This is a genomic window from Zongyangia hominis (genome assembly GCF_014385095.1).
GTDB classification, from domain to species: Bacteria; Bacillota; Clostridia; order Oscillospirales; family Ruminococcaceae; genus Zongyangia; species Zongyangia hominis.
Genome location: NZ_JACRTC010000001.1, coordinates 565,659 through 579,367 on the forward strand (window position 1 = coordinate 565,659; position 13,709 = coordinate 579,367).

The 13,709-nt window shown below is 56.6% G+C and carries 12 protein-coding genes and 1 riboswitch; all 12 genes read right to left on the minus strand.

Annotated elements, in window-relative coordinates; translation table 11 throughout:
- Positions 1-92: 92 nt before the first annotated feature.
- The 12 genes from H8709_RS02485 to H8709_RS02540 all read right to left on the minus strand — a co-directional run bounded on the left by H8709_RS02485 (position 93) and on the right by H8709_RS02540 (position 13,689).
- Positions 93-1,112, minus strand: a complete 1,020-nt coding sequence (locus H8709_RS02485; RefSeq protein WP_262396785.1) for a BMP family lipoprotein — start codon at positions 1,110-1,112, stop codon at positions 93-95.
- A 52-nt stretch (positions 1,113-1,164) separates the two neighbouring features.
- Positions 1,165-2,037: an MTAP family purine nucleoside phosphorylase gene (locus H8709_RS02490; protein WP_262396786.1), complete on the minus strand. Its 873-nt coding sequence runs from the start codon at positions 2,035-2,037 to the stop codon at positions 1,165-1,167.
- 229 nt (positions 2,038-2,266) lie between these two features.
- Positions 2,267-2,369, minus strand: a riboswitch (purine riboswitch).
- Positions 2,370-2,628: 259 nt separating this feature from the next.
- On the minus strand, positions 2,629-3,813 hold the full coding sequence (gene hydF / locus H8709_RS02495) for a [FeFe] hydrogenase H-cluster maturation GTPase HydF (protein ID WP_262396787.1): 1,185 nt from the start codon (positions 3,811-3,813) through the stop codon (positions 2,629-2,631).
- A 154-nt stretch (positions 3,814-3,967) separates the two neighbouring features.
- Positions 3,968-5,386: a [FeFe] hydrogenase H-cluster radical SAM maturase HydG gene (gene hydG, locus H8709_RS02500; protein ID WP_262396788.1), complete on the minus strand. Its 1,419-nt coding sequence runs from the start codon at positions 5,384-5,386 to the stop codon at positions 3,968-3,970.
- Between the two features lie 16 nt (positions 5,387-5,402).
- Positions 5,403-6,431 carry a [FeFe] hydrogenase H-cluster radical SAM maturase HydE gene (gene hydE / locus H8709_RS02505; protein WP_262396789.1) on the minus strand — a complete coding sequence of 343 codons (1,029 nt, stop codon included), beginning with the start codon at positions 6,429-6,431 and terminating at the stop codon, positions 5,403-5,405.
- Positions 6,406-6,663: a TM1266 family iron-only hydrogenase system putative regulator gene (locus H8709_RS02510; RefSeq protein WP_262396790.1), complete on the minus strand. Its 258-nt coding sequence runs from the start codon at positions 6,661-6,663 to the stop codon at positions 6,406-6,408. Before H8709_RS02510 ends, hydE begins: the two co-directional genes overlap by 26 nt.
- 274 nt (positions 6,664-6,937) lie before the next feature.
- The gene (locus H8709_RS02515; protein ID WP_262396791.1) at positions 6,938-8,116 is read right to left on the minus strand and encodes a cation:proton antiporter; all 1,179 of its coding nucleotides are present in this window, start codon (positions 8,114-8,116) and stop codon (positions 6,938-6,940) included.
- A 38-nt stretch (positions 8,117-8,154) separates the two neighbouring features.
- Positions 8,155-8,493, minus strand: a complete 339-nt coding sequence (locus H8709_RS02520; protein WP_262396792.1) for a hypothetical protein — start codon at positions 8,491-8,493, stop codon at positions 8,155-8,157.
- A gap of 173 nt (positions 8,494-8,666) precedes the next feature.
- Entirely contained in the window at positions 8,667-9,260 is a 594-nt protein-coding gene (locus tag H8709_RS02525; RefSeq protein WP_262396793.1) for an HD domain-containing protein, read from the minus strand.
- Positions 9,261-9,284: 24 nt separating this feature from the next.
- Positions 9,285-10,103 carry an ABC transporter permease gene (locus tag H8709_RS02530; RefSeq protein ID WP_262396794.1) on the minus strand — a complete coding sequence of 273 codons (819 nt, stop codon included), beginning with the start codon at positions 10,101-10,103 and terminating at the stop codon, positions 9,285-9,287.
- Positions 10,100-10,984, minus strand: a complete 885-nt coding sequence (locus tag H8709_RS02535; RefSeq protein ID WP_262396795.1) for an ABC transporter ATP-binding protein — start codon at positions 10,982-10,984, stop codon at positions 10,100-10,102. Before H8709_RS02535 ends, H8709_RS02530 begins: the two co-directional genes overlap by 4 nt.
- A gap of 176 nt (positions 10,985-11,160) precedes the next feature.
- Complete coding sequence (locus tag H8709_RS02540; protein WP_262396796.1) at positions 11,161-13,689, minus strand: M56 family metallopeptidase; 2,529 nt, start codon at positions 13,687-13,689, stop codon at positions 11,161-11,163.
- Positions 13,690-13,709 lie beyond the last annotated feature (20 nt).

Consider the following 13,709-nt stretch of genomic DNA (forward strand, 5'->3'; position numbering starts at 1 on the left):
TTTTTAAAAGTCCCCAAACGTCTCATAAGGGGACACTGCATTTGTGTCCCCTTATGAATAATAGATGACTTAGATTCGTTCTTTTCCCAAGCTTAGTCCAGGGTGGAAGGAACTTCGATTTTCCCGTCAATGATGTCCTGTTTTGCTTTGTCGGCCGCCTCGATGGCCTCTTTAGAGGTCTCCTTCTCAGCGCCCTCGGTGGTGTAGCTGACCGCGCCCTCTTTAAAGCCCTGGACGAAAGTGCCGGCCTCAAAGCTACCGTCAATGACCGCTTTGATCTCATTATAGACGACGTTGTCCACTCTGCGGACAGAGGACAGGAAGATGTGGGCCGGATCCAGCGGAATCTGGTTGACGTCGGCGCCGATGGCCAGCTTGTCCTTGTCGGCCGCTGCGGAGAAGACGCCCAGGCCGGAACCGCCGGCGGTCTGATAGACGATGTCTGCGCCCGCGTCGTACATGGAAAGGGCCAGCTCCTTGGCGGTGTTGGCGTCGTTCCAAGCGCCGACATATTTGATCATGACCTCGATGTCCTTGTTGACGGAAGTAGCGCCCGCCTTATAACCGGCGGCAAAAGCGTTGATCAGGGGGATATCCATACCGCCGACCATACCGATCTTATTGGTCTCGGTGGTCATGCCGGCGATGATGCCGATGAGGTAAGCTTTCTCGTTGTCCTTAAAGGTGACGCTGGCTACGTTGGGTGCCTCGGCCGCCTCGCCGTCGATGAGCAGGAATTTCTGCTCCGGGAATTCGGCAGCTACCGTGTTGATCGCGTCGGCCTGGTCAAAACCAATACCGATGATCAGGTCATATTTCGCCTCTTTGGCGAAATCTCTGTGATGTCCCTCGAACTCCGCGATCTCTTTGGGCTCGACATACTGATAGTTGATGCCGAACTCATCTTTCGCTTTGTTGGCGCCTTCGTTGGCGTTGTCGTTAAAGGATTTGTCGCCCAGGCCGCCCAGGCCGAAAACGATGGCGATGTTGACGTCCTTGCCGGAGCCGTTGCCGCCCGCAGCGCTGGAGCTCTCGTTCTTCGCGCCGCATCCGGCGAACACAGTGACAACCATCAGTACAGACAAAATCAGTGCCAGTAATTTCTTAGCCATGAAATGATTTCTCCTTTGAAATTGTTTTATGTGCATGTTACTAAAGACTCGATTATTCAGAAATGCGGTCCTTGACGTTGCCGGGGACTTCGATCATGTAGTCCTTGCAGCTGCATTTCTTCTCCGCCGGGTTGATGGCGGCGATGGCGCCCAGGGTGACGCGGCCGATCTTGTCGGCGCTGTCGCGGTAGTGGTCGAAGATGCTGTCGCCTCTCCAGGTGGGGTCCTCCACACCCTCGGCAAAGTTGCTCACCAGATAGAGGCTGGCGTAGCACGCGCCGATGGCCCGGGAGAGATACACTTCCGGCACAATGGTGTGGCCGGTGATGTCGCAGCGGGCGTCGGCCAGCATTTTGATCTCAGTGGCCGTTTCGAACCGGGGCGGCTCGGTGTTGGCGTAAACGCCTCTGGAAAAGACGCGGGGATACTCCTCCTTGGCCTTCTCAAAGAGAATCTTTCTCAGATCGGGGCAAAGGGGCTCGCGCATGCGAACGATATTGGGGGTAAAGCGGTGGATGTTGGTCGGGCGCTTGGTAAAGTCGACGAAATCATGGGGCACGATGATGTCGCCCGGATCGAGGAGCGGATTGATGGAACCGCCGCTTCCTTCCGCGACGATGTATTTGACGCCCGCCCGCTGGAAGACCCAGAAGATCTGCTCAGAGGGGGTGTTGTAGGGCGCGAGCCCATGGAAGCCGTGAAACGGCACGGTCAGCAGCTTTCTCGGCTTGCCGTCCGCCGTCACGTCGGCAGAAAGCTCCAACAGCTTCATGGCCATGGTCGTGCCGAAAGGGGTGTCGAACTCCATGTCATCCTGGATGACGCTGACGCCTTTGAAACCGGTTGCCTCGGGGAATTCCCCCGCCCATGTGCCGGAACCGCCGATGATGGCGTATTCCACCTGCGGGATTTCTGTCACTTTCATAAACCTTAAACCTCTCTTCCTTTTTACCTGCGACAAAATTTTATGTTTTGGCTCAATCAATACAAGAACATAACATTTCGCCCCAGCCGCTGTCCGCCGCTGGCGTTCCCACGCTTTTTTTGATGAAATCTACAAAAGCCGCTTAAAATTCCATCAAAAAAGCACCTCAGTGTGAAGTTCACACGGGTGCTCGTACCTTTCCGGACGCCATTTGAGAAAAATAGCACCAGAAACATAAAAACACACCCATAGCGTAGATAATTTAAGGTTATCACGTAGAGACTTCTGTGCCCTATTCACAGACTAATATGGATGGATTTGCTGTATCAAAATTGTATTGATTATGTCGAAATTATAACACGTCTATAAACAGACTTGCAATAGCCGTCCAGAAAACCCACTTTTCAACTAAATTTTGCACCACTATTTCCCGGCCATTTGGGCAATTTATATTGTTTTTGATAAGTCATTCTGATCAGCTGTCCTTTTCCTGTCATTTCATCGAAAACACCTGCTCTTAGCCGACAATACGCCCACAAAAAAGAGGAAGGAAAGCACTGGAAAAAACCAGCGCTTTCCTTCCTCTTGCTTTTAGTAGACGACACGGTCCAATATTCCTTTGATCTTGGCGATCAGGATGCCGTAGTTCGTGATGGGGATGCCCTGCTTGACGCAGTGCTCGATGCGGGAGAGCATATATTTGCGGTTAAACATGCATCCGCCACAGTGGACGACCAAGGCGTATTCCCGCAAATCGTCGGGGAAATCGTTGCCGCTGCGGATGTCGATGGTCAGGTTCTTCCCCACTTTCTTTCGCAGCAAATTGGGAATTTTGATGCGTCCGATGTCTCCATCCAGAGGATTGTGGGTGCAGGCCTCCAAAATGAGCACCTTGTCTTGCTCGGTCAGGGTGTTCAGCCGGGAAGCGCCCTGGATGAAGGTGGCAATGTCCCCTTTATACTTTGCCATCAGCACTGAAAAGGAGGTGAGAAGCGTCCCCTCGGGGGTGTGCGCCGCTACCACGTCGAAGACCTGGGAATCTGTGATGATGAGCTTGGGCGGCGCTTTATAAAGGGCGAGGGCCGCTTCCAACTGGTCGGTGGTCACCACCGAAACCAGCGCCCGGTGGTCGAGCAGGTCCCGGATGGTCTGCACCTGGGGCAGGATGAGCCGCCCCTTGGGCGCCTGGATGTCTTGCGGCGCCACCAAAAGCACAGGATACCCCGGCCCCACCAGGTCGCCGGTGATGGAAACTTCCTCCTGGGCCGGGGCCTTGGAGGCGATCATGGCCTTGAGCTTGTCGATGCCCTCGCCGGTTTTGGCGCTGACGCAGACATAGGAAAAGCGCTTGGCAAAGGCGGGAACCTCCGTTCTCTCGTCGGACTTATTGACCGCCACCACCATGGGGACCTTCTTTTCCTCCAACAGGGCGACCCAATTTTCCTCCTCGGAAAAGTCGTCGTTGCTCACGTCGATGACCAACACGGCGATGTCCGTCTTTTCCACCACCTGGGCGGTGCGGCCGGTCCGCATGGAACCCAGCTCCCCCCGGTCGTCAAAACCGGCGGTGTCGATGAGGACGCAGGGACCCAGCGGGTGCAGCTCGATGGGCTTATAGACCGGGTCGGTGGTGGTGCCCGCCACGGGGCTCACCAGCGCCGTGGGCTGGGAGGCGATGGCATTGATGAGCGAAGACTTGCCGCTGTTGACCCGCCCGAAGATACCGATGTGGATGCGGGTGCTGTTGGGGGTTGCGGTGAGTTCATTGACTGGCATCGATCTGCCTCCTCCATGAAATATCGTTTGGTTAATATCCGGCGCGGCGCTCCACAAAGGGAAGCCTGCCTTCTGACGGCATTGTAAAAGAATCTATGCGTGGGGTTCGAATCTTTTTTGCTCCCACACGCGGCGTCCGAACCCATGGGGCTGATTAGAACCGGAAGTCCCGCTTTCCGCCGTCGATGTCGTCGAGATGCTCGAGCACCAGCTTTTTGACCTTCTCGTTGGGGATGTTCTCCACCTCTTTGCGGATGAGGGCCTCGCCTTTGGCCTTTGTCTCAGGCGACGCGTAGTCGTCCAGATATTCTTTCAGGGTCATCAGGGCGTTTGGCTGGCAGCAGTTGGCGATCTGACCGGATTTGACCAGCTGCATGAACCGGTCGCCGGTTCTCCCCTCCCGGTAGCAAGCGGTGCAGAAGCTGGGGATATAGCCCATGTCCAGCAGCCAGCCCACTACCTCGTCCAGGGTGCGGGTGTCGTTGAGCTCGAATTGGGCGGAATTGTCCTCGATCTTTTCCTTTTCCGCGTAGCCGCCCACGCTGGTGCAGGACGCGCCACTGATCTGGGAGACGCCCAGGTGGAGCACCCGCTCCCGGGAAGCCTGGGACTCGCGGGTGGAGATGATAAGGCCCGTATAGGGCACCGCAATGCGCAATACTGCCACGATCTTGGCAAAGATGTCGTCGCTGATGGCGTTGGAGAAGTCGCCGGGATCGACGTCGTCCGCCGGGCGGATACGGGGCACGCTGATGGTGTGGGGGCCCACACCGCAGGCGGCCTCCAGGTGCTCGGCGTGCATGAGCAGTCCCACGAAATCGTACCGGTACATGTTGAGGCCGAACAGGACGCCGCAGCCCACGTCGTCAATGCCTCCCTCCATGGCCCGGTCCATGGCCTCGGTATGGTAGGCATAGTTGCTCTTGGGTCCGGTGGGATGGAGCTCCTCATAGGCCTTTTTGTTGTAGGTCTCCTGGAACAATATGTAGGTGCCGATGCCCGCTTCCTTGAGCTTGCGGTAATTTTCCACGGTGGTAGCCGCAATGTTCACGTTCACACGGCGAATCGCGCCGTTTTTATGCTTGATGGAATAGATGGTCTTAATGCTTTCCAGCACATATTCGATGGGACAACGCACTGGGTCTTCGCCGGTTTCCAGCGCCAGACGCTTGTGGCCCATGTCCTGAAGGGCGATGACCTCCTTGACAATCTCCTCCTGGGAGAGCTGTTTTCTGGCGATGTGCTTGTTTTTGAGGTGATACGGACAGTAGGTGCAGCCGTTGACGCAGTAGTTGGAGAGGTAGAGCGGCGCAAACATGACGATGCGGTTGCCGTAAAACTTCTGCTTGATCTCCTGGGCCAGGGTGAACATCTTTTCATTGAGGTCCTCCTGGTCGCAGTCTAAGAGCACCGCCGCTTCCCGGTGGGTGAGGCCCTTGCAGTCCTTGGCCCGTTCCAGCAGGCTTTCGATCAGCGCCCGGTTATTTTTATTTTGCTCTGCGTATTGGAGGGATTCCTTGATTTCATCGTCGTCGATAAATTCGGTGGCGACTTTGCTCTTTACATCATACATTGATCAGCACTTCTTTCTATAATGGTTGTTTTCCCAACTGGCGGATGGCGTCTTCCAGCTCCATCCTGCCTTTCACAATATCGTCATCCAGACCCAGTCCGGACGGGTAGATTTCATAAAGACGCCGGTAAGCTCCCGGCGTCACCTTGCGCATGACCACGTCGGCCCCGCAGGAAAAGACGTCGCTTTTTTCCCCCTGACTCAGTACCCCCAGCGCCGTGGTAGCCGGCAGATGGAGGTGGGGCATCAAAATACGGCTGAGGGCCACCGCCCGTTTGGTGAGCTCCGTGCTGCCGTTGGGCTGGTCCTTTAGCGCCGTGTCCGGGTGGGCGATGAAAGGCCCGATGCCCGCCATGTCGCAGGAAAGCTCCCGCAGCAATAGAATATCCCCCGCGATGGTGTCACAGGTCTGACCGGGCAATCCGATCATGAAGCCGCTGCCCGTCTCATAGCCCAGCTCTTTGATCCAGCGCAGGCACTGGATCCGGTTTTCCAGTGTGCCGCAGGGATGCAACGCAGCGTAGATCTCCGGGTCGGAGGTCTCGTGCTTGAGTAAGTACCGGTCGGCGCCGCATTCCTTCCAGTAAGCATATTCCTCTTTTGTTCGCTCGCCCAGACTTAAGGTAATGGAGATACCGCACCGGGCTTTGATCTCCCGGATAACCCGGCCGATCATTTCCTTGTCGTAATAAGGGTCCTCCCCCGACTGGAGCACGATGGTCTGATAACCGGCCCGGTAGGCGGCCAGGGTGGTTTGTACCATCTCGTCTTCCCCCATCTGGTAGCGCTCCAGCTTTTTATTTTCGCAGTTTAGCCCACAGTAGCGGCACTGGCGGCGGCAGACGTTGGAAAACTCCAAAATAGCGCGGATGCGCACCACGCCGTGGTTGACTTCCTCATTCACTTGGTCGGCCAGCCGGTAGACTTCGGTAAAATCGTCGAGGGCCAGCGTGTCCGCTAAGGTGCCCAGGGAGAGGGTCCCGCCGGCGACGAGCTCCTCGCGGATGCGTTTTACCGCGTTATCTGCGTTCACTTGTTTTGGCATACAGCGATTTGACTCCAATCCCTTTGATATTCCCGAGCTTCCCCGAAAGGGCGCTCACCACGTTTTCTGGGGCGTCCACCACCACCGAAATGATGCTGACCCCCTTTTCCCGATAGGGCAGCCCCATCCGCCCCACCACATAGGGGGCGTATTGGTGTAATAGCTCGTTGACGATCTGGACGGCATTTTCCTCTTCCACCACAATGCCAATGAGCGCCAGTTTTGTTTCCATGGCATCCTCCCCGACTTTTTGTTTCAAAATAAAAGCGCCTCACAACAAAAACCTGTCATGAGGCGCGGATAGACCCACTGCTGCCGGCAATCCGGCATCAAAGGAGCATGACCGCCAACTTTATCGCGGGCAAAATGCCCTTGCACATGAGAAGGCTTTTGTAAGAAAACCTTGACAGCAGGATCGTCTCCCACTGATGAGGTTACTATTACTATACCATTTTAGTTTAGCCATGTCAAAAGAATTTTTCCAGGATTTTCTCCTGCAATTCCCATTAGGCGGCGGGCTTAATCTCCCCGGCTTTCTTGAGGCTGATCTTGGTGATCATGGGACCAATGATCTCATAGATGAGGGTAGCGCACAGCACCACCGCCCGGATGACGCTGGCATACTGGGGTACCACCGATTCCGCTACCAGGGATAGACCGATGGCCACACCAGCCTGGGGAATGAGGGTCGGGCCCAGGTATTTGCGGACGGTGTCGGGCGCTTTCATGATGGCCGCTCCCGCCCACGCGCCGAACATCTTGCCGCCGACCCGCAACACGACGTAGATGATGCCCACAATGCCGATGGTGGGGATGACGGAGAGCTTGAGCTCCGCCCCCGACAGGACAAAGAAAACCATGAAAAGCGGCGGGGTCACCGTGTCGGTCACCTTCATGATGGTGTCGGAAATCTTGCAGGTGTTGCAGAGGATTGCGCCCATGCTCATGCACATCATCAGAGAGGAGGCGTTGACCAGCTTGGATACGGCGATGGCCGCAAAGACAAAGGCGATGGAGAGAATGAGCCGGTTATTGGTGCTCTTAAAAAAGCGCAGGACAAAGGTGAACACCACGCCCAGCAGCGCCCCCACCACAACGGCGGTCAAAATTTCGATGAAGGGGTTGAGGATGGACATGAGCACCGAACCGGTCTGGGCCGACTCCATGGATTTGGCGATGGTCACGGCAAAGCCGAAGGCGATGAGGGCCACGGCGTCGTCCAAGGCCACCACACTTAGCAGCGTCTCGGTCAACGGGCCCTTGGCCTTGTACTGCTTGATGACCATGATGGTGGCCGCCGGCGCGGTGGCCGCGGCAATGGCACCCAGCACAATGGAAAACGGCAGGCCGTGTCCGGTGAAGGAGAGCCCCAAAATGACAAAGAGGACCGCGCACAGCGCTTCCATGATGGCGATGACGATGGGGGTAAATCCCACCCGCTTAAAATAACTGAGCTTAAACTCACTGCCGATGGAAAAGGCGATGAAGCCCAGCGCCATGTCGGAGAGGACCGTCATCTGGGAGACGGTGTCCCCGGGAATAAGACCCAGCACCGACGGCCCGATGATCAGCCCCGCCACCAAATAACCGGTGACATTGGGTAGCTTTACCTTTTTGGCCAGCTTTCCAAAGAGCAGGCCGCTAAACAAAATACACGCGAGATAAAACAACACATCAAATTCCATAAATTTTTTTGTCCCTCTTCCTCCAAATCCAACTTTCTCTAATCGAGATGAACGCCCTTGATAAAGTCCACCGGCAGGGTGAACACGATACCGGTATCCGGCTCGGACAGATCGCCCACCACCTCTTCAATGGCGCCGATGGCAGACTCCACCTGTTCGTCCTTGAGGACCGTCAGAATAGTCTTGTTCTCATCCCGATCCGGGTCCAAAATCGCGCGCAGGGAGCCGAGGAAGGAATCATCCATATAGTCGGAGAGCGCCCGGGCCATACCGGTGCTGTTTAAAATGGTCGCGCCGTTAATCTGTAAATCCGTAAAGCGCGCCAGCAGCGGTTCGAGCATTTCCACCTTGTTGAGAATCAATACCAGTAGCTTCATACTGCCCATCCTTTCCCTCACCGCTCATTCCTTCATGGTGGGCGGCAAAAATGAACTTTTTATTAATTATAGCACGATTGTTTTTCCGATGCAAAAAGTTTTGCGCCGTCTTTCCCCGGCCGTCTCCACGCAAAAAAGCAGCCGCTTAAATCGGCTGCTTTCATCGCTTTTATTTAGGGCTTGAGCCAACCCTTTTGGATGGAATCTTCGATGATAAACTCCACGACCTTCCAAAGCTCCGGCGCCGCCTTTTCGATGATGGCCGCCCGCGCGTAGACATCTTTGCTCGTCACCACCCCGATGTGCCAGGTGTGGCCCTGGGTCATGTAGTTGTTGATGAGAGGCTGAAGCCGGTCGATGGAGGCGGCGTACTGGGCGTCGGGGGTCTCCATGGCGTCAAACTCCTCCCACAGCGTCCGCAGCTCTCTCCCCTGGTCCTCCGGCAGGATGCCGAAGAGCTCATCGGCGGCTTTGCGCTCTCTTTCCTCTTTGTCCTCGTTGCCCTTTTTGTCGTAGGCGAAGGTGTCCCCCGCGTAGACCTCGATGAGGTCGTGGACAAGCGCCATGCGCAGCACCCGGGAGAGGTCCACCCGGCTGAGGTCCGCGTATTCGGAGAGAATCATCGCCATCAGCGCAAAGTGCCAGGAGTGCTCGGCGTCGTTCTCCCGCCTCGATTTGTCCACCAGCAGCGTCCGGCGCAGGATGTTCTTCATCTGGTCCACTTCCACCAAAAACCGCAGCTGTTTTTGCAGCCTGCTTTCCTCCATAATAACTCCTTCTTTCTCCTGATTTTATACCTTAAAGTCCTTATTGAGATACCAAATGTAGCTGAGGGACACAAACAGGAAGATAGCGCATCCCGCGATGATCCCCGCTCGGATGTCGATAGCGCCGTCCGCGATGAGGGTCGCAGGGGTGCTGTAATGGACGGGGGAACAGTACCACAGCCAGGAAAGGCGCTCCACCAGCTTGGAGGCGATGCCCGCAAAATAGGTCAGAAACACCGCCGCCAGGGCCAGCGGCGTGGCGGTCCGGTGGCTTCGCAGCAAAGAGGAGGCGAAGAAGCCGAAGGCCATAAAGGTAAAGCAGGTTAACAGCAGCCCCGCGAAGACGACCCCGACCCGGGGCAGCATTTCCATAAAATCGACGCCCTCGGGAAGGAACAGATAGATGCTGCCTACCGACGCGAGGGCCACAACCACCGCATAGAGGAGAAAAAGCAGCACATTACAGAACATCTTCTGGGTGACGATGGCCGTCCTGGTCACCGGCTGGGCATACAAAAATTCGATGGTGCCCTCGCTCTCCTCCCGCACTAGGGAGGTCGCCCCCATCACAGCGGCCAGGATGGCGCTTGCCAGCAGCACATACTGGAAGACATAGGCAAAGTATTGGTCAATTTGGGAAAAGTCGGGGATATCCGCCAGGTTAAACGCCTCCAGCATCTCCTGCGGCATGGCGGAGAGCGCCCCGTCCATGAGCTGGGACATCCCCTCCCCGCTCATGCTGGGAAAGACGCACATGAAGACGGCCACCACCACCGCCATGATCAGCGTCCAAATGAGGATGCTTTTCCGCCCATTACGAAATTCCAGCTTAAATACGTTCATTTTCCTTCCCCGCTTTCGTAATAGGATAGGAATTTGTCCTCCAAATCGATGTTGCGAACGGTTAGGTCCTGGATATTGTAATGGGAAAGGAGGCCGAGGATGCCGCTCATTTCCCCGCGGTAGACAAAACGCCAGGCGCTCTCCTCTTGGGAAATGATCTGCGCCCCGCACCCTTCCAGCGCTTCCCTCGTCAACTCCGGACAGGCCACGGAAAAGATCTTTCCCTCCCGCTCCTGGTGGCTGAGCTTTGCCACCTCGATGAGTTTACCCTCCTTGATGAAGGCCGCCTTTTGGCAAAACTGCTCCACCTCCGCCAGGTTGTGGCTGGACATGAAGACGGTCATCCCCGTCTCGTTGCGCTTTTGCAGCACGTCGAAGAGGGTCTTTTGCATCAGCGGGTCCAGACCGCTTGTCGGCTCATCGAGGATGAGGAGCCCCGGACAGGTCACCAACGCCGCGGCGATGGCCACCTTCTTCTTGTTGCCTAAGGAGAATTCCTCCATCTTTTTGTCCGCTTCTATTGCAAACTGGTCGATGAGCTCGTCGGCTAGGGAATCCCAACGCATCTTGTGAAAGTTGAGAGCCGTCTTCATAATCTGGCGGGCCGTCAGGTTCCGGTAATACCGTACCTCGCTGGGTACATAGGCGGTCACCCGCTTGATGGTGTCGGAGCTTTTGACACAGTCCTTGCCAAAGATGCGGGCGGTCCCAGCGGTGGGAAACAAAAAGCCCAGCAGCAGCTTGATGGTGGTGGATTTCCCCGCGCCGTTGGGCCCGATAAAGCCGTAGCGCTCCCCCTCCTGGACCTCTAAGTCCACCTGGGAGATGCCCCGGTGTTTTCCATACGTTTTCGTCAGGTTTTGCGTCGCAATCGCGCGCATCTCGCCACCCCTTTCGGATGTTGATAGCCTTATAGTACCATAAACGGAGCCCATGTCAAATAAAAATAAAGCGCTTCCCGCTTTTCACGGTACAAAAAGGGGGCGTCCGGTGTCCCGGACGCCCCCTTCTCAAGTTTTCTTGTCTTCCTCACAGCAGACGGCCGGCTTTCGTCTCATCAAGACTCCCGCTGTTCGCAGTAAAGCTGGACCACGGTGGTCAGGCGGCTTTTCTCGCTGCCCGCCGGTGGGTCCATCCGGGCGACATATCCCTGAAGACGCCAGCTCTCCCCCAACGGCACCGGCTGACAGTGAAAGCCCGCGTTGTAGAGAACGCTGATCGCCTGCTGATACGGCATGCCCGTCACCTCCGGCACCACAGCCATATCCGAAATATCGCGGGTGTCCTCGCAGGAAATAAACTTGGCGGTGACCTTTGCATAGGGCGAAGAATCCTCCTCCCCAGGCTCTTCTGTGGTCACTTCAAAGGTATAGATATGGGAGTCGATGGTGGTCTCCCCACGCTTGCGGCTGACAATCAGCTCGATCCGGCCTTCTCCCAGGTCCTTGGCATCCTCCAACACAAAGGTGTCGTCGGTGGTCATCGGCTGGCTGTCGAGTACAGCGAACGTATCCGTCTGCGGGTCATAAGACACGAAGTTGGCCGCGAAGTTTCCCTCTGCCCACGCCTCCACCGGCACTCCAAAGTCCTCAAAGGCCGTCTCATAGACCCGCTGGGCAGGGATGTCGCATTTGAGCCACAGGGGGTATCCGTCCGCGGAAACCTCGTCGGAATACGCCGCATACTCCTTGGCCGCCCCATTTGCCAGGAGCTTATCAACAGCATAGAAGTAGGCGCTTTTTAGGTTGATTGACTCACCGCTGGAAAACGCGTCGCCATGCGCCGCCACTTCATACCGAGCCGCGTAATTTTGCAGGAGCTGACTGCTGATGGCGCTGACATCCGGCGGGGACGTTTGTAGGGACAGATAGCGGAAGCCACCGTCTGTAAGCTGGACCGTCAGGGTCTTGCTCCCCAGGTAGCGGGCGGGTTCGTCTTCTTCATGCACGCCGTTTTCGTCGTACACCTCATAGGTGGCGGCCACCGTCATCACCTGATAGGTGATATGGAGCAGATTGCCGTCCTTCTCCACACCGGTGACGATGGGTTCCGTCTGCTCCCCAAAGCCGGGTCCCGCCAAAAAGGCGTAGCCCTGGCGCTCCGGGAGATAGGAAGACGCGCTGCGCAGATACTCCACCGACACGTCGAAGTGTTCCATGACCGCTTTTTCAATTTCCTCCTGAGGGTAAATATAGCCATACTGCTCATCCTGGTAGGAAGCGGGGATCTCTTTGCGGGCAAATTCCTCGCCGTAGATTTCGGCAAAGTTTCTCTTATCGATGAAGTAGTTATAAAGCCGCCCCACCGCATAGACAAAATAGGAGTCCGGGCTAATCTCCTCGGGGGAGGAAAAGAGCCCCATGTTTCCGCCGGCGTCGAGATAGAGCACATATTCCTTGAGATAGGGCGTATAGTCCTCCTGTTTGACTTCCGGCTGATTCCCCTCCGGCTGGGAAGTGCTCTGGGAGGAGCCGCTCTCCACCGGCGTCACGGCGGGCGGCGTACTGACGGGGGCCTCCTGGGGCTTGGCGTTGCTGAGCAGGGTACAACTGCTGGCTACCAGTATCAGCGCCGCCAGCGCGACCGCCACCGCCGTTCTCTTTTGATACTTCATAATATCCCGAATGCGGGTGCGCACATTGCTCTCCCCAAAGGCCACCATCCCCGCCGCCAGCGGCAGGTTCTGCTGGCGGATGGCCATGGCCAGGAGGGAGCGGGCATAGTCGGTGCGGATGTCCTCGGGGGCGAAGGACAGTACCCTTTCGTCGCAGGCGCTCTCCATATCCTTGCCGCTGAGGAAAAACGCCACCCAGACCAGGGGATTAAACCAGTGGATGGTGGCGGCCAGCAGGGACAAAAGCTTGGTCAGCATGTCCTGGCGCCGGATGTGGACTAACTCATGGATGAGGATGTACCGCAGCACCGCTTCATTTTCCAAGTTGAGATAGTCGGGCAGAATGATTTTGGGACGAATAATTCCGCTGACCACCGGAGTAGTGAAGAGATTGGACTGGTAGACCTGCACCTTTCGCCGTATGCCCACGATACGCACGCATTCCTTCACAATGGCCCGATTTCGCAGGGCGACGGCGGTGCGCAGACGCAGCTTGATCCTGACAAAGAATATAAGGCTCATGCAAAGCATCAGGCCGACGCCGCTCAGCCAAAAGATGGCCGCCGCCAAGGACCAGGAAAACTTCCTCGTCTCAGATGGGGCCGGAGTATCGCCCGAGGGGGTCTTTGCGGGCGGGGTCTGGTTTGTTTGCCCGCCGCTCGGCGCGCCGGAAAGATTCCCTTCCCCCTCTGATGGAACCTGGGGATGATAGATAAACTCCATCCGGGAGACGCCGCCCGCCTGGGGCGCGATGATCTCGGTTCGCTGGGTCTGGGGCATCACGTTAAAGATGCTCACCGGCGACGCCACCGAAAAGGGCAGCAAAAGCCGCGCCAACACAATGCCCCAGACAGCGAAGGTCAGCCATTTGGGCGCTCTCTTTTTGAGGAGCAGCCGCAGGAGCATGACCAGCACAATGGCCACCGACGCGGTAATGCTCATATTGAGAATCATAAAAAATAACCGTTCCATCTTCTCCTCCTCGTCTTACC